Below are 20639 nucleotides of genomic sequence, written 5' to 3' on the forward strand. Positions count from 1 at the left end.
TGTATTGGTATGGTTTACTATCAAAAAAAAATTATCGCTGCAAGGCTGTAAAACTAAAAAAAGTCTAATTCAAATTTATGCTTCTCTTAAAGAGATGACAGCCTGTCCTGCCTCCGATACGAAAACTCCAATTGCAGGAAGGCATGTAGCTTTCGCCACCATTTTCGACCTTCACAGCCATTTGCCAATAATTATTTTTATTCCGAAATGATTTCCCCACTTGGTTTCTCCATCGTCATCTGTGAAATTAGTGCCACCCAATTGAAGTCCAAATGTCATGGCAAATTTATCCTCAAACAGCAAATTGTATCCGGGTTCAATCCAAAGTCCTATGTTATTCTGTTCAATTCTATTTCTCGTCACACTTAAGATCGGAGCAACAAAAAATCCTTTTGAGATATCGTTTTTGTTTTCCTTTGGTTTAAAAAAGATTGGAAGAGCCGCTTCAAATCCATATTGGCTTATTTTGTTTCCAGTGTTTCTTATGCCAAGATTTAATAGCGGAGTCAATCTAATGTCAAATCTTTTTGCCAAGGATCTTTGATAAACGACCGGAAAAATATTTATATCGAATTCTCCTTCCTCGTAGAATGGTTCAACCGTCACACTTGGATTTATCCCGATAAAAGTAAACCTTTTTTCTTCTTGGGCTAAAAGTGGATTTCTACAAAGGCCTACAGCAGCCGTTAAAATTAGTACCAGTACAACTATTTTTTTCATGGCCTTTTACGTTGGTGGATTACATGTGATTTTACATCAAGAACTAGTTCAATAAGAAGTCATAAACTATTTCTGGCTACGTTGATTAGAAATTATACCCTATATGAAAAATAATTCCAAAATGACCTTTGAAACCACTTTCAGTTTTGACAAAATCCTGTGAAAATTGATCTGGATAATAATTAATACCTGGTTGTAAATTTAAGGACATGGAAAAGTCATCATTAATTTCCATGAAGACCCCTGGTTCTATACCCAAAGTCATGGATTGAATTTTATCTAATAGATTGTAGGCATATGTATAATAAACTCCTAATTGAGGCTTTAGCCAAAACTCATCATCAAAAAGATTTAGGAAGTATTTGTTCATAACTAATGTACCTCCGACTTGGCTAAAACCAGATCGATCTTCCAAAAATCTGTAGTTAAGTAATGGACGGACTTGAAAACCCAAGTCATTTCTTTCCTTTATTCTGAATTCATAAACAATAGGAATAAAATTCACTTCAACTGCGTCAACAGTATCATAGGGCTCCACAAGAATGGCCGGAAGAAGTCCAATATAATTATTTTGTAAGGCTTTATCTTGAGCTGTTACATTCGTCTGAGACAGAAAAAACACAATTAATCCTACGGCAAATTTTAGATAATTCTTTTTCATAAAACATTCTTTATAAGTGGTACAAAAGTATACATTTTTCATGATTCCAAAAATCTTTAGATTGGGTGATTACTTTGTCTCCATAATTGGGTGGTAAAATAATTCTATTTTAAAAATTCAGTTCATTTTTGATCTTATTTCCTCTATGGTTATTTCCACCGGAGCAGAAGTGTCCAAAATACCAGAGCCATTTTTTACTTTAGAGAGCATTTGCTTTTCCTTTGGCTAAACTTTGCTGTCTACTTTTCATGTACTTCCAATAAAAGCCTATAGCAGTCAAAACCCATAAACCTAACCATATTGTGTCGTACAGTGTATTCATAATAGAGTTCTCAACAAGCGCTATACTGGTGATTTCTGAGCTAATGTTGACCGCACCGTGCAGTATAGCAGGTACCCAAATCACATAATTTTTGTTAAAGGTGGTTCCAAACACTAATGAAAAACCTATGCATGTAATCGGCATCAGAATAAGACCTCCCAGAATAGGATAATCCGGAAAATTATGACCTAAAAGTATGCCAGGAAGGTGCCATAAACCCCAAATCGTTCCAATAGCTATGAATCCTACCAATTTCTTATTATTTGGCGCCCATTGCTTCTGTAAATAGCCTCTCCATCCGTACTCCTCTCCGAAAGCAAACATCAAACTATAGAATAGTACCCCAACTGTATACGAAAGGAGATAGTTGGGTATGAATACGAACCAAGGCTGAAAATCGGCACCTAGCAGTAAAGCCGTACCTCTAATTGTTATATTCCCGTCCTCGATCAAAAGAAAACCTCCTTTTAACTCTGCAGCATTCAAAGAAAGGATGGCTAATAATGAAATTATTTCTATAGTAAAGGGTAGAAATATTGCTAACAAAACAAGCTTCCAATCTCTTAACGGATTCCAATTTAACCCTTTGAAAAGTCCCTCTCTGGTAACCAGGCGCATTATAATACCTGCCAAAGCGGGCATCCACATCAACAGAAGTGTCCAACTACTATCTACATTCCTTTCTGAGATAATAAAAAAGTACGGGATTGCGGATAGCAAAATTGTGAGTCCTACAAATTGCCATCCCTTATTATTTAAATTTTTCATAGTCTATTTTGTTAATTTTTGAAGTTGAATTCCGAAGAATTGTAGTTGATCACCTTTGGTTTGAAGGCTTTGTCCTGAATAGCGACCTAATCCTGCAACTTTTGCATAAGAATCATCTACAATATCCAATGCCATTTCAATTTTTTGCTCACCTTGTTTAAATAGCATGATCAGCAGACCATCTCTTTCAAGCAGTTCGAAGTCCTCAAAAAAATCAATCTCGCCTTCGAGCTTGTTCACTGCCTTATATTTACCTAGGCGGTCCTTCCAACTATTGCTTATTTCATATGGCTCCATTTTGAGCGCAAGCAGTTCCTTACCTGATCCGATTTCCATTTGAGTCATTACATTATAGCCCTCAATATTTTCGAACATGAATCTGTTTTCCTTCAGCTTTAGAGGAATAAATTTGAAAAGTAAAATCTTAGGAATGAATACATTATTCTCAACAGGAAGAAGTCTAACTTTCAATCCTTGTAAAGTAGAATAGAGTTTATCCTTCTTTTTATAGATCTTAAGAATAGCGCCTGGTGTGGCGTAAATTCCAACGTATTGATCCGTTACCTCATGTGGTAGATCTATCACCTCATCTGTCTCAAAAGATTCAATTTTTTCATCCTGCTTTGCTTCACGACCTAAATCTTCTGCCATTTTATCGATCAATGACATCATCTTACCAAAAGCACGTCCACCCTTTTCAGCATTTGTTAGCACTACCGCTGCCAAGCCTACTTCAGGAGCTACAGCAACAGCCGAATTAAAATACATTGTTGTGCCTGTATGCGTATAGATCTCACCAGTATGAGGCCTAGATGTTAAAGTCCAACCCAGTCCATACCTATTCCCGAAATTGAGAGGGAGGTCTTTATACTGTTCTTGAAAAATCTGATCATAACTAGCTCGGCTAAGTAAATTTTCATCTTTGTTGAGGAAGGAAGTCAAAAATTTGACCATTTCTTCATTATTACTATCCATGCCTCCTGCAGGAATGTCTCTCAATAAGACATCCTGCTTTGCCTCACCTTTACTGTTAAAGGAAGCACTAGCTTGGTCTCTCAAATTGAATCCCGTTTGCTGCATATTGATTTTAGCCAGTACCTCATCTTTCATATAATCTGGATAGGATTTGCCTGAAACTTCATCTACCATATGCCCTAGAAGTGTATATCCAGGATTAGAATAGGCTCTGATTTGATTGGGTTTACCCGCCAAATACTCTTCCTTCATATAGTCAACAACTTTAGTGTAGTGCTCAGGATTTTGTGTAAACATCCCTTTAATCACATCAGAAGGCAGCCCTGAGTGATGAGTCATCACATTTCTCACCGTTACTTCCTTGCTATGCTCGCCTTTTATGTGAAATTGTGGCAAATATTCATTTAACGAATTATCTAGCCGCACTTTGTCTTGCTCTACAAGTTGCATCACCGCAACACCAGTAAAAACTTTTGTGACAGAGCCCAGCCCAAAAAGAGTTTGTGAGTTAACTACCTCAGTTGATTTTTCGTCAGAATACCCCAAGTTTAATTCCATTACGACAGAATCTTTCGAAACCAACGAAAGGCTTAAACCTGGGATCTTACTCTTCTTCATTACTTGTTCAAATTCCTCTTTGTACTCTTGTTTTAGTTTCTCTACATTCACCTGCGCCATTCCAGTCAGACTCGCAAGCGAAAGCAATAGGGTCATTAATAAATTTTTCATATGCGTATTTTTATTTTGAGCAATACTCCGCATAATTTTCAGCTGTAGAAAAAGAATTACACTATCCATATTATATACTATGTGAATCGACCTTATTAGTGCTTGAAGGCTATTCATGTATGTTATAAGCCAACTCGTCAAGTAATTGTAATAATTCATCAAGTGATATTTAGCTCATAAGCTTTTACCGCTATATTTGATACATGAGAAGCATTTCAACAAGGGAGATCTTTATACACTTTAGCATTTTGACAATTGGTCTTCTTTTACTCAATTACCCAGAATTTGACTTAAGTATTGGAGTATTCAATTCTGGCAATGGAAGTCTTTTGTGGCCTTCTATTACAGGGACTATTATCAACATGGGAGTATTTTACAGCATCTCGTTTTATCTAATCCCGGAAGTCCTCCGCAAAAGAGGGATAATAGTATTTGTCATTCAACTAGTCATACTTTTCCTACTACTTTCCTTCATAGAGGTCATTACTGACCTTGCTTTCATCGGAGAAACTAAAGATCATTCGGAAACATTATCAGAGATTATTATCACCGTAAGTATTTTTAATATGCTATTTGTGATGTTGGCACTCGCCTATCGTTTTTCCAAAGACTGGTTTATCAATGAAAAGCAAAGAATTTCGATGGGTGAATGGAAGGCGTTGAACGAACTTAATACCCTGAAAAATCAAATTAATCCTCACTTTCTGTTTAATTCCTTGAATAGCTTATTTTCCATGTCCCTGCAGAGTGGAGATGACAGAACAGCTGAAGGGATTAGAAAACTATCGGAAATGATGCGATATGTATTTGACAAAGCAAACCTGGAAAAAGTAGCGCTGTCAGATGAAATTCAATACATAGAAGATTATATCTATCTACAGAAACTGCGTTTTGAGGATTCAGTAATTGTCGAAACTGATTTTAGTGGGATAAATGAAAATTCTTCCATAGCTCCCATGATCTTGATTCCCTTTATTGAGAACTCCTTTAAGTATGGAGTAAATTCAACGGAAAAGAATAAAATTATCTGTAAGCTGAGTTGCGAAAAAAAACAGCTCAGCGTTTATATTTCCAATAAGATTGTGGATCACATTGAACCAGTTCCCTCAAGCGGAATTGGATTTTTGAATGTTAAAAAGAGGCTAGAATTAATATACCCAGACCAACATAATCTCAATATTTATCAAAAAAATGGTTTATTTGTAGTAGAATTAAAGATTTCATTATGATCAAATGCGTGGCGATAGATGATGAAAAAAAAGCATTAGAAGTAATCTCTCTGTATATTGGGCGGATTGATCAACTTGAATTAGTTGCCACATTTATTGATCCGATTAAAGCAAGTTCATTTCTTCAAACTACCCCAGTCGACTTACTTTTCTTAGACATTAATATGCAAGGCTTAAATGGTTTTGAACTACTCGAAACCTTAACCCAAAAGCCAAAAGTGATTTTCACCTCAGCTTACAGTGAATATGCGGTGAATAGTTATCAGGTAGATGCGCTGGACTATCTAGTTAAGCCTATTGAATTTACACGATTTTTGAAAGCTGTAAATAAATTGAAAAGTGAAATCAGCATCCCGAAGGAGGTTTCTGCAGATAATGTGGATGAAATTATATCGATCAAAAGTGGCACCGCTATCCATAGGGTGAAGCTCAATGATATTTGGTTTGTAGAAGCAGATGGCAATTATTGCAAATATGTTACTAAATCCGAAGTTATATTGGTATTGGGCACACTAAAAGAAACTATGAGCAAGCTTGACGATACATTTATGCAAGTACATCGATCGTTTGTTGTCGCAATTCGACACATTGAAAAAGTAGAAGTACATCAACTGCATATTCATGGGAAAACTATCCCTATCAGTAGTAGTTACAGAAAGGTTGTACTGAATGAACTAAGCTAAAAAGAGCTTGCTTAAAAACGGCCTATATATAATAAGTATTGAAGGTAGTATTTTGAGAAGATTATTGGATAATAGTTGTTAAGCATGTGCAAGACTTTTTGAAATGAAAACTCATTTCTTTTACACTAGAAAATGAAAATTCTGATTTTTCAAGTGCTTATCTTAAGGCACGATATCCTTGCTTCCCTTTGAGTGGCACTTCCCAGAAGAAGCCTGCCTGCTGGCAAAGTCAGGATTGAGTTATAAGCATATATCTTTACTTTGGTCGCTTGTATCTGACTCACCCAAGGCTTTTTGGGCAGGTTCTTCTGTAAATAACAACCAATGAATAGCAATTATAATAACACCGATTTTTCAAAAATCTGCAGATGAATTAAAATCCAATATAAATTTTCCCTGAACTATTTTTGTTTACTAATTATAACATTCTATTACAATAATTCTAAAACTCCTGCCCTACAAAAACAAAATCACTTAGAGACTCATTGTCACCAAAAGTCCCAGTTCTTGGTGCAGGTTTTAATCTATCAAGGTAAGTATTGAGCTCGGTTAAGGTAAGAATTCGATCGGAGCCTCCTAAACTTTTCAAGGCCTCCAAAAGCTTTTTCGCAAAAGGAGAATGTTCTCCAGGTATCCCATCTGAAACATACTCTTTACCTCCTGAAGTTAAATATCTTCTAGTTTTGTAGGAGAGCTTGCGTGCCAACATCTCTTTATCATCTTGTTCAAACGATTCTAAACCACGACTTGAAGCAACTCTTGGGTCAAAAGTTCCTCCGAAGCAAACATCCATTGCTAGAAAAATATGCTCGCAGGGAATATTATTTATAACAGACCTTAATCGAGCATGAGATATGTAGGATGTTTTACTTTTATCACTAGCTAAAGAATTCTTTGCTACCACATAGCCCTCACCAAAATCCTCATCAAAATGTCCATGTCCAGCAAAAAATATCATCAATTGGTCTTGTGGCTTATAATTTTTTCGATTATACTCCAAAATCTTTTCAAACACCTCATTCTGAGTTGGGTTTTCTACAACTTCCACTTCGAATCCATATAATTTCTTCAATTGCTCAGCAATCGTTTTTCCATCATTGACCGGATTGACCAAATCTGACCAGTTATCATATTTATTCGTTGCAAAAACTAATGCATAATCTTTTCTATCGATAGCAACTGCATCTTTAATAGCATTCATTCCCACTAAAACTGAACGCTGAGATAAAATTGAACCTCCTGATATCGACGAAGCACGCACCTCGAAGATAATGTCGCCATCAGGCAGGAATAGCTCCTCTTCCAGTGTCATTTCTTTCTGACCTGCAGCAATAGTGAACTGCTTTGAACCTAATTTAGTATGATCCTTCTTTTTAAATGCTTCCATTGAAACAGACTGTAATCCGTCAGAAGCCTTTATTTTTGCTTTAAAGACCACTTTATTTTCAGTACTATTAGTATATTCCAAATTAGGATTTATCCAACTGATGCTTGGCATCACCATTTTATCTCCTGTTTTGGCACTTTCATCAATTTTTATGGCGGCCGTCTTTGAAGAAACTGCTTGCGCAACCCCTCCCATAGCATGAAGCAGCACAATACTAAATGCTAGTATATATTTTGAAACTATTGAATTTTTCATTGTTTTAATGTTTTATGATTCTTCCCATCTTTTCTACAGTAGTACTGTTCTCTTTAATTGTTAACTGATATAAATAAACTCCACCGCTTAATAAGGTAGGGTCATCAGTGCTTCCAAAAGACAACAATTGATAGCCATCTTTCAATTCACTATTCCACGATTTTTTTGCTACTATCTTTCCACTGAGGTCCATAACTTCAATGGTCACTTCTGAATTGTTTTGATCAGAAATATTTACAGGCACAAACAAATCAGTTTTAAAAGGATTTGGATACGGAACTCCAATCATGGATGTACCTAAATCAAATCGACCTGTTGAAAAACGGTCATATACCAATTTAAACTGACGTTGTTTTCCACCTCTGAATTGGTAAACTGATTGCTGCGTTAGATCAATTTTTTGCAAGCCTGCCAGATCAACCAAATAGAATTGGCCTTGGAGAAAATCACTAGCATCCCATGAAAGACTGCTAAACTGATCTTTATTTTGCACATTAACTTTAAAGCTCCACACATGGTAGTCTTTTTCTCGCACAACATCCCATCGATAGTTATCCCAAATTGACTCTGGCTGTTTGAAACTAATTTCAACATGATTTCCTAAAGCGGGAGGATTAGCTTGGTCTAATCCATCTAATCCGTCACTTGCTTCTTTATGCATTGCTACTCCACCTACTGCATTTAATTCTCCTTGCGTTAGTTTAAATGCTAATTCTAGAGATGCTGTTGAGCTTGAAGCTATGGGATTCTTCCTTTGTACTAAATTATTTGACACATCTGCGGTGATACTTATATCCTCTTGTGCCAAAACAAAAGCACCTTGGTGAGGAGCGAGCGTTGCCTGAGCAGTATAACCTTCAGAACCAAAACTATAAAGATCACTGATCTCAGGGTAGGTACTTTGAATCAAATTCCAATCAATACTTACAGGATATGGGTTACCAATTTGATTCCATCCAGCTTTTAAGTTCCAAACTGCCTTATTACCGGTTTTGTAAGGAAACACATTTCCATCTCCAAAGTTAATGACTGGTTCCTCTAAGATTGTGCTAAACCAATAAGCTTCACCTGCTTCTATGTTACCTATTGAAAGAAACTCTTCGTAACTTTCACTTTCCGCATTCCAGTGATATACCTTGAAATTCCCATCCGAATAGGTTTCGCCTAAAGAAGTTTCAAAAATATCTCTAATTGATCTATTCTGTGTCTCAATATTATAGGGTACGGAGAACATTCTATAATCTGCACTCTTTTTTCCTTTGCCGATATTTTCTTGTGGCAAGGTTGCCAAAGCATTAGAAGAAGATATCTCCCGATAAAAATAAACGGTATCAGAAGCCGTGCTATTCCCTGAAGTATCAACTGCAATAATTCTAGCTTTGAGACCGAAAGCATCTCCTTGTTCAGTAGGTATGCTACTAGCAAATTGCCCCCCGTCCAATTCAACAATATCTTTCTTTGTAAATTCATTGCTAGTTACGGGTCCATATTCTAGCTCTACGCTTTCAATGAAAATATCATCCGTTACGCTCCCACTTATTTCATAGCTATTCTTGTCGTCCTGAACCGAGCGATCACCTCCAGTAACTCCTGTAATTTGCGGAGGAGTTGAATCTTCAAATTCTTTTACATGTATAGTAATTTCCTCGACAAGACTTAAACCTCCGTTATCTTCACTGATCACAGCAACAATAAAACTATCATTGGTACTGTCTTTTAAATTAGCCTCCAAAATTAGTCTGTCTGTAGCTATACTAAATAGTTCATTATCATTATTAGAATTATCGCTGGCAAGAGAATAGGTATGTGTGTCAGCTTCATCATCCTCCGAGCTTAATATTCCAATCTCAGTACCAACTGTAGCTACACTCAATACACTGTCATTAGAGATAGAAATTTCAGTAGGTGGTGTATTTGTCGATTCAGAAACTAATTCAATTGTAAAAGATTGTTCATAGCTGACATCCAAATTAATCACTTCCATCTTGATTTCATAAAGGTTATCGGCAGATACATCAAAAGTTAAGTCTGTTGCTGCTTCTAAGGCATATAATCCATCCTCCGTAAGATATGTTATCTGAAAATTTGAATTATCAGGAAAATTGCTATTGTCTACCAAAGACAAAACATAATCTTCTCTAGGATAAAAATTAGAAATATTATTTCCTAAGTCTTCATCTCTTAATTCAATATTAGATACTTTCTCTTCAAAAGAAAGCCCTCCTTTAATAATTGTTCTTTTCATTATCAAAGTGTCTACAGGATCATTTACATCTAACAATTCAATTTCAAAGATTTTACCGAAAACTGCACCAGATATATCACTCACTTCTACATATATTTCATATAGCTGATCATCCACTTCGAAATTTAAGGGTGCTGAAAGCGCTAATTCATTGCCCGTCAAAATTTGGAATTTGTCATTGCACAGAGAGTCTTTAGGCAGACCGAAAGTGTGGTTATCTGAAACATCTTCATCTATCACAGTCAATTGACCAACAATAGCATTATTCACTTCTTCGTTAACAGTATTTTCTGATAAAGTAATATCGGCTGGAGCATCATTGATATCCACTACATGTATCGTAAAAACACTGTCTATGCTTTCACCTTCTTTGTCAGTTAATTGTAATTTAATTTCATAAATGTTCTGATTTTCAAAATTTAGTCCTTCAGCAGACTGTATTAACTCATTATTAGCGTTAATTGAAAATGCAGTATTATCTGGAAAATTAGCTTCATCAGTCAAAGTAAAGCTAAATTCTTCTATCTCATCAGGATCCTCTCCATCAAGGACACCGACAACAGCTCCACTATTCAGGTTTTCGTCAATGCTATCGCTACTTAATACAATTCCAGTGGGAGGATCATTAGCATCTGTAACACTAATTCCTAACACTTTACTGAAGGTGGCCATATTAGGATCGGTAGTTTGAATGCGAATACTTAAATTAGGAGTAGCTTCAAAATCAAATGACTGTATTGCGTATAGAGAATCTGATGAAATTTCGAAGCTATCATTATGATCATCACCATTTCCCGAAACTAAAGCATAAGTAAAATCAACATCATCTGTATCGTCATTATCATCGTTAGCATCTGCATCTTCCGTATCTAAAGTTCCCACTAAAGTTCTTTCTGTGAGGTTTTCAGCTATGCTACTATTATCTAGTAAAATATCGGTAGGAACCTCATTTTCTTCGGTAATATTAATAACAAAGGCTTGCTGATAGGTAGCCCCTCCTTTATCGCTTACCTCTAAAGTTATAAAATATTCCGATTTCAAACTTATATCAAATGTAGTATTAGACACTAATACAGAATCAGATATACTAAAAGAAAGATTGTCAGCATCAGCAATCCCAGGATCAGTATTAGAGACAGCAAGTGAATAAGTGAAATTATCTGTTTCATCCTCATCTACCGTTTCTATACCAGCTACAGGATCTCCTATGGATAGATTTTCCGATACATATTCCGTGGTTAAATCCAACCCAGTAGGCGGATCATTGACATCATTAATATCAATAGTAATAGTTCTACTACGGCTATCACCATGAGGATCTTTTACCTGTACACGGATTGTCCAGAGTGTATCAGTTTCATAATCGGGTATTTCAGCCAAAGTTAACTCACTTCCACTCAAAGTCACTTTGCTATTGTCTGTTGAGCCAGTTCCTGAAACTAATTGAAATGAAAGATTATCATCATCTTGATCAGTTGCAGAAATAGTCCCCAATACTGTGCCTGCTGCTGCATTTTCATCTACAGAGAAGGATGATGGCGATGGAATTCCTGGTCTCCTATTAAGTTTATACAGAAAATTCATGTCCCTCACCGCTGTATTAAACCCTGCCTCTTGTGCTTCAGCGTTAGAATAGGACTCCGGCATCTGCAAATGAGAAAGTGAATAAATTGTACCATTGAAATTCAAAATCCTTTTTGGATAAGTAGAGTATTCAGGCAATACCTCTAAAATTTTCAATTGCTCTAGAACAGCTTGTTCATAGCCTGTATTAACTATTTCTTCCGCTACTTGAAACCCTTTTTCATTTTTTATAAACACTTCAAAGCCATTTTTCTTGTTCGCTGCAGCATGGTAAAATCCACTAGTTGTTTTGGCATAAGTGTCATGAACTGAATAACCAGCTACAGGCACTTCTAATTTAAATTGTAAATCTGTCACACCTTTTGATATATCTAAAACACTTACCTCTTCAATAGGCGGATTTGTCAAACTTCGAGTTGAAAGGAATGCTAATTTATCTACTAATCCAACATTCAATAAAGGGAATTCTGAAGTAATAATATTATTTTCATTTAATTGATTTAATTCCGAATCAAATAATAAAACCTCCAAGTTCTCTGTTTCGAGAGCTACTAAATTTGGGGTCAAATTCAACACATTATTCAATCCGTTTGTCAAAAACTTACCATCAGGCCCTAAGCCACTCACCTTTCGGATCAATTCAAATTTCGAATCAAAAACATAGATTTGCTGATCTCCTGGAATGAAAGAACAGAAAATATCCTCCCCGAAGGTGAAGAGATTCTTCATTCCCAGCCCTGATTCAATGACTTTTACAGTTTCGCCCTTCTCGCCAGTTGCTGTGGTCAAATCTTTTGCGGCACTCACGAAGACTGCATTATCATTAAAAATAGTTAAATCATGACTATATAATTCAGTAACACCCGAAACATTAGTGGGAGACTCTCCCATTGCAATTTTATATAAGATTGGGGTCTTCAAATCACTGGTTTTATAATCTACAAAAAACAAGACATTACTAGAAATAGTACCATGTTTGAATTCTCTCAATGAAAAAACATCTCGAACTATACTGTAGCTTGATTCTCCGATACCACCTGTAGCTAAGGCTGTTTTCCCATTCACTTTTTCTACATAATATCCTTGTCCTTCAGGGATAAATTCTAATATTTCACCTTTATTTTCGAAGTTAAAATGCTTTGGATCATTCAACACAGCATAGCCAGCACCTAAAATATCTCTGTTTTGGTCGTAAAAATTGTAGACTAAAACGTCAAATAGCTTTTCATTTATCATCATACTGTAGATCCCAACAAATTCGCCAGAACTTGCTACTTCTGCTTCCAATTCGATCTTATCAATCAAAATATTGATTTTTTCATCCACAGGGTTGTAGGTATAAATAGTTCCTTTCCCAAAAGCAAGAATCTTTCCCTTATATTCGATTACGTCAGAAATAAACTGTCCATCAAAATCAATGGCTCTGAATTTATTAGTTTCATCTGCATCTTGAGAGCCACCCTCAAGCTGAGCCGCTAAAGGAGTAACTCGAAGAAAACAAAGAGTTATAATTATAAGTATATATTTACTCATGATCTCATTATTTAATTCTCATTCAAATTAGGTGGTCCTTGAGGATTATCGAAGCCGTCCTCTTCGCTTTGCAAAATGGGAAGGAGAAAATACACTCCAGCACCAACAAGAGCGACCGGTGCAATTTGTAATGCTAATGGTATTCTTCGTTTTACAGCAAATTCCTTAGAAAAAACCACATCATCTTTATTATTTTTATCCGAAATACGCAATCTATAATCCTCTCCCACTTCCGTCTTTTTTGGAATATATAAAGTGTGCTCTCCAACATTAGCAATATTTGAAAAAACCGTTACTTTGGTATCTCCTTTATATAAAGCAATATTTAAAATATTACTTGAAGCTCCACCTGTCCAAGTAATTTCATAGCTTTTGCCTCTTTTTAAAGATTCGTAATTGAAATCATCCAGCTTTACAAAAGGAATATAGACCCTACCTCTTATTTCAATGTTAATATCATCACTGAAATCCTGCCCAAATTCTTCGAATGGATCCCACACAATTTCTTTGGTATCTCCCGGGTAAATCTCCACCCCTACATCACCATCCACCGCTTGCAAAGGGGAAATGAAATTGTCTTTGGAACTATAAATATTAATTTGATAAGCTCTATCATTTTTACTGTCCTCCAATTTGTAAAGAATGTGTATTTTGGCTTCTTCGAAATATATTTCCTTGATTTCAACTCGCTGTGCTTGAACAGAAATAGTCAAAAGCACTCCAAAAAGTGTCAAAAAGAAGTATCTATTTACTGCAGGAATAATGCGCATCTTGATAAATTTTAAGTTTTAGCCATGCTAAAAGTAAATAATAATAAAAAATTCACTAGCAAATTAAGCAATTTTTAGTATTATTTAATTATTAAATTTACTTTTTCTAACTATCTTATAAGTAAATACACTTTTTTTATATGAAAAAGTTCAAAATATTGATTTTTTTTTCATTGATTAAAAATAAAAATTCCAATTACTTCATAATCTCTGATCATAGCCTAATAATTTAAAACAATTGAATATTAAAAAGCCTAAATAAAGCGCTTTCTGATTTTGAAGATTTACATTTATCAAAAACAGAGATCAATTAAGTGTGAAGCCTCCAATTGTATTCTTATTATTTTTTTCGAATCCCTAAAAAGGAATCTTTCAGTTCTATCAAACTGCCTAATAAATCGGTATAGAATACTGAACTTTCTCCAAAATCGTAATTCAAAATATCACTCACAATTACCGTTTCCTTCTGTTATACATTAATACTACCGTAACTAATAGGCATTCGAATGCTTCTCTCATCTTGCAGTAAGTTTTCCGTTCCTTACTTCCAGTTATTAAAAAATGTGAAATGTTGTCATTTATTCACTATTGAAATTCAGTAAAAGAAGTCCATAATATAGCGATATAGATACTGGTATGCTTTCCAGGTATAAGCCAACTATATAATATAACAATGGTATAAATACTAGCCACCGCCAAGGTACTATCTGTACGTAAATCGATTATAAAAATAACAGCAGTAATCAGTGCTGCAATCACAACCAAGACAGCATTTTGTAAAAGCAAAATGGACTTACGATCGGAAAGCATTACCCCTGTTGATTATCCAATTGCTGCTTAAGTGCTTCAATCTCTGCTTCATACTGTTTTACTTGTTTTTCTAACTGATAGGTTTTGAGTTTATCCTCAGGCTTAGTTTCTATTAACTTTGACAAATCCCGAATTAAAACAAAAGCTGTTGCCAAACTTACAAGAGCAGTCAACGCCCTTAATAATGCACTAAGTCTATAACCTGGCCAATAAAACATAATGGCATCAATTAAGTGCGTACTACCACACAAAATAATAAATGCACCGAACAACCAAAAAACAGGTAGGAATGGGAGATTATGCCTTTTTTGAATAAAGAAAATAATGATAGCAGGAATAACAAAATAGGCCAACAAAATGGCAATATCACTTGTTATATATAGCCAACCATGAAATGATGACCATTCCCCACATACCCAACGAGCCGGCCAATCATCAGCCAAAAAAAGCTTATTAATAAATTCTATTATTTGTTCGATACACCATTTAAGTACTTACATAAGTAAATATAGGCTTTACTTTTTGTAAATAAAAACTCACATTTTACCATAACAGCACTTACAATATTTCTATATCTTTTATGAGCACTTAGAGTTTTTCTATCTTTTAATTACTTCATAATAATTAAAAAAAATAGCCAGAAAACCGAACTGATTTACCTTCTTTTAAGTACAATAAAACAGCCATCACATTCTATGACAAAAAACTACTTCCAAAAGATTCAAAATTTTCTCAAAAGCCCAGATTTTCTTAAATCCGTTTTGGTCACTTTCGGTATTGTAGTGCCTGTTTTGATTGGGTTAAAAGTTGAACAACTCCCCTACTTCCTCAGTATTTCGATTGGTGTATTTTTAACTTCAAGTAGTGATGTTCCGGGTAGTCGCAAGCATAAAAGCATTGGGATTTTAATAGCATCAGCAATAGCGGTCTTATCGACAATTATTGTCACATATGCGGCTGCAAACCTTTACTTATTGCTGCCTGTAATGGCTATACTCATTTTTGGAATATCCTATATCTCAGTTTATGGTTTCAGAGCTTCCTTAATTTCATTTGCTGGTTTGCTAGCTATTGTATTAAGCTTTGCCCATCAACAAATTGGGGCTACAATATTTATTAATGCCATGTTTATTGGGATTGGAGGACTTTGGTATCTACTACTTTCCAGCCTTTTCCATCCATTCCTCCAAAAACGTCAAATCAATAATAATTTGACTGAATGTTTCCAGTTAACCGCAAGATATATTCAAATCAGGGGAAAATTAGCTATTGCCAAACAGGATGAGAAACAGTTGAAAAATGACTTGTATGATTTACAAGTCAACATTAATGCTATTCATGAATCTTTACGAGAGCTGCTACTGAATGAAAGACAGAGCTCCGGATTCTCCAATTACAAAAGAAAGCAGCTACTTATTTTTATTGAATTGATTGACATACTGGAACTCTCAATGGCCAATCCGGCTAATTATGAAAAAATCAATACTCTATTTAAAAATCAATTGCATTTTGTCAGTCCATTTATTGACTTGGTTTTTAAATTATCCAACAGACTGGAAGAAATGGCAGTTACCTTGCAAAAAGGCAGAAAGCTCGAACATAGAGATGACTTAGAACCCATGATTCAAAAATGTAGGGATAGCATTCAAGTCTATGTTCAGGAAATAAAGCTCCCTAAAGCACGTGAAGGGGCACTCTTACTACATAATTTGCTAGACTATGAAGAAAATCAACTGCAAAAAATTCAATCGGTGGAAAGAATTTTTTATGATCTAGAAAATCGAGAAAGTGTTGGATTAAAAAGTAAGGAAGGCAAGCAATTTATCACTCAACAAGATTATGATCCTAGTATTCTTAAAGAAAATTTCAGTTTCAAATCTCCAATATTTAAACACGCAGCACGATTAACAATAGCTATGTTATTAGGATTTGGGATAGGAACCTATTTTTCCCTTAATAATACCTACTGGATTCTACTTACCATTGTCGTCATCATGCGTCCAGGCTATACCTTGACCAAAGAACGATCGAAGCATAGATTATATGGAACATTAATTGGGGCAGCCATTGCTGCTGTCATCGTGTTGATTACACAAAACAGTTATGTCTATGCTGTTCTGTCCATATTATCGCTCACCATGGCATTGAGCTTTATTCAGAAAAACTATAGAACCTCTTCCATATTTGTAACCACTAGTATTGTATTTATTTATGCACTTATCAATCCTGATGCTTTTGAGGTAATACAATATAGAGTGATTGACACTCTGATTGGTGCTTCCATTGCTTTTGGTGCTGGATCACTTCTTTGGCCAGCATGGGAATCAGATAGTATAAAAACAAGCATTATTCAAACCTTAAGAGCCAATCGTAAATACTTAAATGAAATCAATCGATTCTATCACCAATCGGAAGGCCTGACGGATTACAAACTGGCAAGAAAAGAGGCCTTTCTGGAAATGGGTAACTTAAATGCAGCTTTTCAAAGAATGAGCCAGGAGCCTAAATCACATCAAGAAAATTTAAGTCAGATCAACGAAATCGTAGGCTTAAATCACACCTTTTTGGCTGCTAGTGCTGCATTAGGAACATTTATTTTGAATCGAAAGAACGATGAAGTATCAGAAGATTTTGAAATCATTTTAAAAACTGTGGATACTAATTTGAGGCAAGGTCTACAGACTCTGCTTCAAAAAGCACAGACAGAAAATGTAGCCGCAGAAAAACTACAAGAAGCCTATCAACACCTGGAAGAAAGATTTGAAAATCTTGTAGCTATTCGAACAAAAGAGCTAGAAAAAGAAGAGCTTAAACCCATCGATCCTGAATTTAGAAAAAATTTGCAAGCAAGCCGTTTAATAACAGACCAATTGAAATGGTTAGTTACAATATCGGGGAATTTGAAGAGAGTGGTGAAGTCTCTTGAGGAAGACTCCTCACGCTAAATTATTTCTTCAACTGTGATTTGCTAAAACCGCTCACTTCCTGTACTTATCATTCAACCCTACCCCATCCAAAATCATAGGCTTAATTTTCTCTAATCTACTGATTTTTGTAGCTTCTCTTTTAGCTGAATCAATGTGTTCAATATATTCTTTTTGTTTAAATGGGGTAAGTTCATTAAAAGCATTTTTAAATTCTTTATTAGAATTAAGGGCTTCTTGAAAAATCTCAGGGATTTCAATTTCATCGGATTTCTCTGGCTTCCATTTCAAGCCTTTCTTCTCGTTTTCAATTGCTTCTTGGATGTATTCCATGATTTTATTTTCCTCCATTTCTTCCACTGAAACGAATTGCCAATGGCGCATGGCTTTAGTTTTTCCGTCTTGTGCATTTCCTAAAACATCATAAGTATCTTTCAAAAACACACCGTTGAAAAACCATATACTGACATAATTTTTAAATGCCCCTATCATTAAAATATTTCCATTATTAAGAGTATAGACTTCCCCTCCCCATTTTTGGGTTTTCTCCAATTCTGTTTTATTGATAATAGCTCTTAAAAATTTCAGCTCCTGTTGCCATTTTTCATTTTTGTTCATGAGTTGATTAATTTAAAAAGTAGTTCAATTTACTAAAAATCTAAAAATGAAAGTTCAATCTTAAACCATAATTAGATTTTACTTAAATTTATATTTCTCGAAATTTTAACTTAAAACTATGAACTACTACCTCCTATTTTACAAAACCATTGAAAATTATGTTGAAAAAAGAGATCCCTATCGCTCCGAACATTTAAAAATAGCTGAGGATGCTCATCAAAATGGTAGCTTAGTTATGGCCGGTGCCATGGCAGAACCGGCTGATGGAGCAGTTTTGATTTTTAAAGGGGAAAGTCCTAAAATAGCAGAAGATTTTGCCAATAGTGATCCTTATGTAAAAAACGGCTTAATCAAAAGCTGGGAAGTAAGACCTTGGACGGTAGTGGTTGGTCAAAATTTTTAATAGCTTAAACTTATGAAAGACCACCACTACCAATCCCTTTTAAAATGGACAGGAAATACTGGAAAAGGAACTAAATCCTATACTTCCTACGAAAGATCTTATGATATTATTATCGAAAATAAACCTACACTAAAAGGTAGCGCAGACCCCGGATTTAGAGGAGATGCTTCCCTCCATAATCCTGAAGACGTGTTTTTAGCTTCAATCTCCTCTTGTCATATGCTGTGGTATCTGCATTTATGTGCTGTCAATAAAATCACGGTAATTGATTATCAAGATAAAGCGAGCGCAACAATGCAAGAGGATAGTCAAGGGAAAGGTCATTTCACTGGAGCCATTTTACATCCTGAAGTCATTATATTAGAAAAAGATAAAATTGAATTAGCTGAATCGCTTCATCAAAAAGCAAATGAGTATTGCTTCATTGCCAATTCCTGTAACTTTCCTATTCAACACGACCCTACTATCAAGCTCGCAGATTGAATTATCACTTAAAATTTCAACCTCTAAAAAAAAAGTCTCAAGATTTAAAACTTTTTTGCAACTCCCATCATCATAGATTCAAATAAGTCATAAATTGAATTAAATGCGATGTATGCGGTGCAAAAAGAAGATTTAATATCACAAGCTCAGACTGGAGACACTTACGCTCAAGGGGAGTTGGTAAGGGAATGGTACCCGCGTATCTACAATTATGCATTCAAATATTTTGGTGAAGCTGATTTGGCTAATGAGGCAGCACAGCAGACTTTTATAGCCATGCATCATAAGATTGGGCAATTAAAAGAATGTGATAAGTTCAAACCCTGGATTTACACTATTGTCACTAATATTTGCAGGCAAGAAAGTAGAAAAGGCAAAAGACATAGATGGCTCAGTTTTGATCAGTTACTACCCAAACAAGAGGAAGAAAGTAGCCCAGCTTGGGAAATTTCAAAACCGGGAGAAAGTAATCCTGAGCAAAGCTATTTGCAAGGAGAGCTAGGAGATATTTTGACGAAATGTCTTCAGCAACTCAGCAAAGATCAGCGGGAAGTATTGATTATGAAAGAGTATGAAGGTTTGAAATTTAGAGAAATTGCAGAGGCGTTGAATACTTCTGAAAACACGGTTAAATCAAGATTGTACTATGCATTTTCTCACATGAGGAAACTATTAGCAAAAGAAAACATTACTGAAAAAAGTTTACAATATGAAAACTGAAGATTGGAAAGCGAAAATGATGGATTATCTCTATAATGAGTTAAATCCTGAAGAAAGAAAAGCTTTTGAGGAGGAGATGGCTCAGAACCCTGAGTTAAAAGAAGAACTAGAAGCTTTTCAAAGTGGTAAAAATATATTGGGAAATTGGGAAGATGAAGAAGTCAGTGCACCTCCCTTTATCAATATTCATAATAACCCTGAAAGGAATAATAGCCAAACAGGATTCAAATGGTTCCTTTCTGTTGCGGCCTCACTATTGATTTTGATGGTAGCAGCAAAGTTTACCGGTTTGGAAATCAGTAATCAAAAAGGTGAATTTAGAATAGCTTTCGGACAAGAAATCAATCCTGATCAACAAGCAGGAAAAGCAGAAATTGAACAGATGGTAAATACTGCTTTGGCCAATTATGAGCAAAAGTTGGATGCTGAAAGAAAAGAAGATAAGCAGGAATTGGAAAGTTATCTTACTCAGCAAAGCAAGCAAAATAAGCAACTGATTAATAATTATCTAACTGGTTTGCAAGAAAATAATGTGGAAATGATGCAAGCCTATTGGCACAAAAGCAATGAACAACAGCAAATTTATACAGAAAACCTACTGACAAATTTTGCTGAATACATTGACCAACAACGTAAAGAAGATATGGATTATCTCTTCGCAAAAATGGAGTTGATGGAATCAGATAAGGACTTATTTAAAATAGAAACAGGACAAATGATTAATAGTTTGGCAAGTAATCAACAGGAAGAATGGGCTTATTAAATATGTAAAGCTATCACAAGCGGACGCTTGCGCTATTGCAGCCTCTTTCCCACTGGT

Annotated in this window: 16 protein-coding genes; 7 read left to right on the forward strand and 9 right to left on the reverse strand. The window is 35.2% G+C overall.

Annotation, left to right across the window (positions count from 1 at the left end):
• Window positions 1-171: 171 nt before the first annotated feature.
• From FTRAC_RS05515 to FTRAC_RS05530, 4 genes are all read right to left on the reverse strand, one after another.
• Window positions 172-720: a hypothetical protein gene (locus tag FTRAC_RS05515; RefSeq protein ID WP_013453244.1), complete on the reverse strand. Its 549-nt coding sequence runs from the start codon at window positions 718-720 to the stop codon at window positions 172-174.
• A gap of 85 nt (window positions 721-805) precedes the next feature.
• Window positions 806-1381 (reverse strand): hypothetical protein, encoded by a 576-nt coding sequence (locus FTRAC_RS05520; protein WP_013453245.1) that lies wholly within the window; start codon window positions 1379-1381, stop codon window positions 806-808.
• A 199-nt stretch (window positions 1382-1580) separates the two neighbouring features.
• Window positions 1581-2471 (reverse strand): CPBP family intramembrane glutamic endopeptidase, encoded by an 891-nt coding sequence (locus tag FTRAC_RS19190; protein ID WP_013453246.1) that lies wholly within the window; start codon window positions 2469-2471, stop codon window positions 1581-1583.
• Between the two features lie 3 nt (window positions 2472-2474).
• Window positions 2475-4175 (reverse strand): serine hydrolase domain-containing protein, encoded by a 1701-nt coding sequence (locus FTRAC_RS05530; RefSeq protein ID WP_185094435.1) that lies wholly within the window; start codon window positions 4173-4175, stop codon window positions 2475-2477.
• Between the two features lie 203 nt (window positions 4176-4378).
• Between FTRAC_RS05530 and FTRAC_RS05535 the strand changes: the two genes are divergently transcribed.
• Together FTRAC_RS05535 and FTRAC_RS05540 are read left to right on the forward strand one after the other, a co-directional pair.
• Window positions 4379-5404, forward strand: coding sequence for a sensor histidine kinase (locus tag FTRAC_RS05535; RefSeq protein ID WP_013453248.1), 1026 nt, complete (start codon window positions 4379-4381; stop codon window positions 5402-5404).
• Window positions 5401-6087, forward strand: coding sequence for a LytR/AlgR family response regulator transcription factor (locus tag FTRAC_RS05540; RefSeq protein ID WP_013453249.1), 687 nt, complete (start codon window positions 5401-5403; stop codon window positions 6085-6087). The genes FTRAC_RS05535 and FTRAC_RS05540 overlap by 4 nt, the downstream gene beginning before the upstream one ends.
• A 442-nt stretch (window positions 6088-6529) precedes the next feature.
• Here FTRAC_RS05540 and FTRAC_RS05545 read toward each other — a convergent pair whose 3' ends face one another.
• The 4 genes from FTRAC_RS05545 to FTRAC_RS05565 all read right to left on the reverse strand — a co-directional run bounded on the left by FTRAC_RS05545 (window position 6530) and on the right by FTRAC_RS05565 (window position 15114).
• The gene (locus FTRAC_RS05545) at window positions 6530-7729 is read right to left on the reverse strand and encodes a caspase family protein (RefSeq protein WP_013453250.1); all 1200 of its coding nucleotides are present in this window, start codon (window positions 7727-7729) and stop codon (window positions 6530-6532) included.
• Between the two features lie 4 nt (window positions 7730-7733).
• The gene (locus FTRAC_RS05550; RefSeq protein WP_013453251.1) at window positions 7734-13091 is read right to left on the reverse strand and encodes a T9SS type A sorting domain-containing protein; all 5358 of its coding nucleotides are present in this window, start codon (window positions 13089-13091) and stop codon (window positions 7734-7736) included.
• Window positions 13092-13102: 11 nt separating this feature from the next.
• Window positions 13103-13861, reverse strand: a complete 759-nt coding sequence (locus FTRAC_RS05555; protein ID WP_013453252.1) for a Ser-Thr-rich GPI-anchored membrane family protein — start codon at window positions 13859-13861, stop codon at window positions 13103-13105.
• 809 nt (window positions 13862-14670) lie between these two features.
• On the reverse strand, window positions 14671-15114 hold the full coding sequence (locus FTRAC_RS05565) for a histidine kinase (protein WP_013453254.1): 444 nt from the start codon (window positions 15112-15114) through the stop codon (window positions 14671-14673).
• A 252-nt stretch (window positions 15115-15366) separates the two neighbouring features.
• Here FTRAC_RS05565 and FTRAC_RS05570 point away from each other — a divergent pair, with 252 nt between their 5' ends.
• The gene (locus FTRAC_RS05570; RefSeq protein ID WP_013453255.1) at window positions 15367-17616 is read left to right on the forward strand and encodes an FUSC family protein; all 2250 of its coding nucleotides are present in this window, start codon (window positions 15367-15369) and stop codon (window positions 17614-17616) included.
• A gap of 33 nt (window positions 17617-17649) precedes the next feature.
• On the opposite strand, the gene FTRAC_RS05575 is transcribed toward FTRAC_RS05570, so the two are convergent.
• Window positions 17650-18213, reverse strand: a complete 564-nt coding sequence (locus FTRAC_RS05575; RefSeq protein ID WP_013453256.1) for a YdeI/OmpD-associated family protein — start codon at window positions 18211-18213, stop codon at window positions 17650-17652.
• A gap of 118 nt (window positions 18214-18331) precedes the next feature.
• Between FTRAC_RS05575 and FTRAC_RS05580 the strand changes: the two genes are divergently transcribed.
• The 4 genes from FTRAC_RS05580 to FTRAC_RS05595 all read left to right on the forward strand — a co-directional run bounded on the left by FTRAC_RS05580 (window position 18332) and on the right by FTRAC_RS05595 (window position 20582).
• Window positions 18332-18616 carry a YciI-like protein gene (locus FTRAC_RS05580; RefSeq protein WP_013453257.1) on the forward strand — a complete coding sequence of 95 codons (285 nt, stop codon included), beginning with the start codon at window positions 18332-18334 and terminating at the stop codon, window positions 18614-18616.
• A gap of 12 nt (window positions 18617-18628) precedes the next feature.
• Window positions 18629-19099: an OsmC family protein gene (locus tag FTRAC_RS05585; RefSeq protein ID WP_013453258.1), complete on the forward strand. Its 471-nt coding sequence runs from the start codon at window positions 18629-18631 to the stop codon at window positions 19097-19099.
• 117 nt (window positions 19100-19216) lie between these two features.
• Window positions 19217-19819, forward strand: coding sequence for an RNA polymerase sigma factor (locus tag FTRAC_RS05590; protein ID WP_185094436.1), 603 nt, complete (start codon window positions 19217-19219; stop codon window positions 19817-19819).
• Window positions 19809-20582 (forward strand): anti-sigma factor family protein, encoded by a 774-nt coding sequence (locus FTRAC_RS05595; protein ID WP_013453260.1) that lies wholly within the window; start codon window positions 19809-19811, stop codon window positions 20580-20582. The genes FTRAC_RS05590 and FTRAC_RS05595 overlap by 11 nt, the downstream gene beginning before the upstream one ends.
• Window positions 20583-20639 lie beyond the last annotated feature (57 nt).

Source organism: Marivirga tractuosa DSM 4126 (assembly GCF_000183425.1).
GTDB lineage: Bacteria > Bacteroidota > Bacteroidia > Cytophagales > Cyclobacteriaceae > Marivirga > Marivirga tractuosa.